4 protein-coding genes are annotated in these 2,340 nt (G+C 53.5%); all 4 read right to left on the reverse strand.

The window, feature by feature from the left end; translation table 11 throughout:
- On the reverse strand, positions 1–356 hold a 356-nt coding region (locus tag B3520_RS14360; protein WP_286876345.1), incomplete at its 3' end, for a hypothetical protein.
- 126 nt (positions 357–482) lie between these two features.
- Complete coding sequence (locus B3520_RS14365) at positions 483–1,442, reverse strand: DUF4351 domain-containing protein (RefSeq protein WP_286807504.1); 960 nt, start codon at positions 1,440–1,442, stop codon at positions 483–485.
- 190 nt (positions 1,443–1,632) lie between these two features.
- Positions 1,633–2,013: a type II toxin-antitoxin system VapC family toxin gene (locus B3520_RS14370; protein WP_286807505.1), complete on the reverse strand. Its 381-nt coding sequence runs from the start codon at positions 2,011–2,013 to the stop codon at positions 1,633–1,635.
- On the reverse strand, positions 2,000–2,251 hold the full coding sequence (locus B3520_RS17545; RefSeq protein ID WP_414673721.1) for a type II toxin-antitoxin system Phd/YefM family antitoxin: 252 nt from the start codon (positions 2,249–2,251) through the stop codon (positions 2,000–2,002). Before B3520_RS17545 ends, B3520_RS14370 begins: the two co-directional genes overlap by 14 nt.
- Positions 2,252–2,340 lie beyond the last annotated feature (89 nt).

The following is a 2,340-nucleotide window of genomic DNA, read 5'->3' on the forward strand; positions in this document are numbered from 1 at the left end:
AAACGACTCTGACCCCTTTGATTGCTCAAGGGGCGACACTGAGCACCAAAACCAGTATCAAGAACCGTGGTCTCCTCAAGAATGGCTTTCTGAGTATCATCCAGAGCCTCATAGGTTGACGCATCAAAGGTCATCAACCGTTCAAATTCATCGCTACCCAGCCCGGGAATCGCGCCCAGACGAATCTCCCAATAGTCCACAGGTTGGGCGAGATCGAAATCCTCAGCCGAGTACTCCCCGGAGAAGGTGGTTTCCGGAATTGAAAGTGTTTGTCGAGGGCTCTCCGGTAAAGGTTGGTCATCGCCGGAGCAGGCGACCAGGGACAGGCTGATGACGATCAGTAATGTACGAGTCATGGGCATTTCCCTATAAAAGTGGGTGAACACAGGTACAGGGTTAGCGTAGCCAAGGAAAATGTAGGAGTGTGTAAGGTTTTGTGCGGAAACTGTGTGCTCGATAACCGGGTACGACAAATGAACCTGCTATTCAAATACCTCGGCTAGCGCCTCGGCGTCCAACACACGGTCACTCCAGGCTTCGAGTTGCTCGACGGAGGCGTTATTCACGCGTTCCTGTGTCACATCGTCCAGAGGCCCGAAGCGTTTAGTGAGGAATCGGGTTAACATAGTGACAGCCTCTTGGCGGCGACCTTCCTCTCGACCTTCTTCTCGGCCTTTCTCAAGACCTCTCTCAAGCCCAATATTGGTAAAACGCTCAGCAAATCCGGCCATTTCGGCACTCTCCTGTTGATATTCTTGCTCATAGTGCTGACGTTCATTATCCGTCAGGTCAGTATAAATGTCGACAAAGTCCACGTACTTGCGGCGTCGGTTCCAGTCTGGCTCCAAAGACAGCAGCCCCTGAATGGCTTTGGCATATATTTCAACCTTTGAGGCCTTAGGCCAGCGCATATTCGGCAAGTTCAATCGAGCCACAATGTTGTCGCTATCTTGCCAGAGCTCATAGGGCGGGGCGCTTAACTCACATTTGACGTACCTGAAGCTCAGATAAGTGTGCTGATCGCTCCCCAGCCGCAACCGCTCAGGAATTCGGCCGGCCTTATTCAGGAAAATGACCACCGGCACCACTCGGTCCGTATCATACAGTTCTGCGAGATCCAGGCAGTAATGCGCAAGACGCCCGATGGAAAACCGGCCAGGGCTCGACTCCTCCTCGAGGACAAACAGCAACGCTTCTCGCCGCCCGTCCGGCCATTCGACCAGAAGTGGCACATCCAGCTCACGAAACCGTTCACCGAGCCGTTCTTTCAACTGCTCTTGCCGAATAGGTACAATCTTGACGCTCGACTCCAACGCCGCGTGCTCCTCCGGCGCAAAAAGCTCCAGAGCCTGTCGGGGGTAATCCAGGATCAAATTCTTGAAGTTCTGGTCGTGGCTGGAAGGCATGGTCAGTCCCTGATACGCTAAAAACTGGATATCCAAACAGTATTTCAGGGGAAAAGATTTGTCAACGCTGTATAGAACGCCAATAGAGGTGATTGTCGGCTTACGGTCTTCGGCCTAAGCCGACCTACGAGAAAGGACGCAGCCGCAATTATCCTCCCCGTAGGTCGGCTTAGGCCGAAGGCCGTAAGCCGACAAAACCACCCAAATCCCGAACGACACCTATACCCTAAGGCCGAAAAACCTCAACCTCCAAATCATCAATAAACCGATAATGTTTATCGTTCGCCGTGACCAGCGTCTCGCCAAGCGTGACAGCAGTGGCGGCTATCAGCGCATCGGCCATTTGCAGCCCATGGCTTAATGAATAGCTTTCAACCAGGTACATAGCCCGAGAACTCACGGCCTCAGAAATGGGTTCAATCTCAGCGTCCCAATAGTGCATGGCCTGACGCAATGCCTTGAGCTCCGCCTTGTTACGAAGCCCCTGAACCAGCTCGATATAAGTGACCGCTGAAAGTTGAAGGTGGGGGAGTGCATCCAGAAAGCTCTGCGCGCGCTGGTTCCCTCGCAAGTTCGAAATCAAAACATCCGTGTCAATCAACATCATCAAAGCTCCTGGGGGCTCGAAGCCGCCGCACCTGCTCTTCGACACTGAGGTCTGTTTCGGAGTCGGCCCAGAGCCCGAAAAGGGGGTTTTCGCCAACGCGAGCGCGAGGCTGATCCTCTAAAGGCACCAGCTTTGCCCGTCGCTTCCCCCGGTATGAAATAATGACCTCCTCTCCACGCGATGTGGCGGCCATCAGTGCTTTGGTGTGCAAACGTAGGTCTTTGGTGGTCGCTTCCATAAGGCACCTCTCAAAAGTTTCACTAAAAAGTGTAACTTGGGGAGCGGCTTGCCGCAACCGGAGTAGCAGAAGTGGTGCTGGCACCCTCA

It is taken from the genome of Marinimicrobium sp. UBA4509, from assembly GCF_002388575.1.
In the GTDB taxonomy this organism is placed as follows: Bacteria; Pseudomonadota; Gammaproteobacteria; order Pseudomonadales; family Cellvibrionaceae; genus Marinimicrobium; species Marinimicrobium koreense.

Excerpts from the sequence above, each read along its gene's own strand:
- B3520_RS14370 (WP_286807505.1), bottom strand. The coding sequence starts at position 2,013 with ATGATGTTGATTGACACGGATGTTTTGATTTCGAACTTGCGAGGGAAC.
- B3520_RS17545 (WP_414673721.1), bottom strand. The coding sequence starts at position 2,251 with ATGGAAGCGACCACCAAAGACCTACGTTTGCACACCAAAGCACTGATG.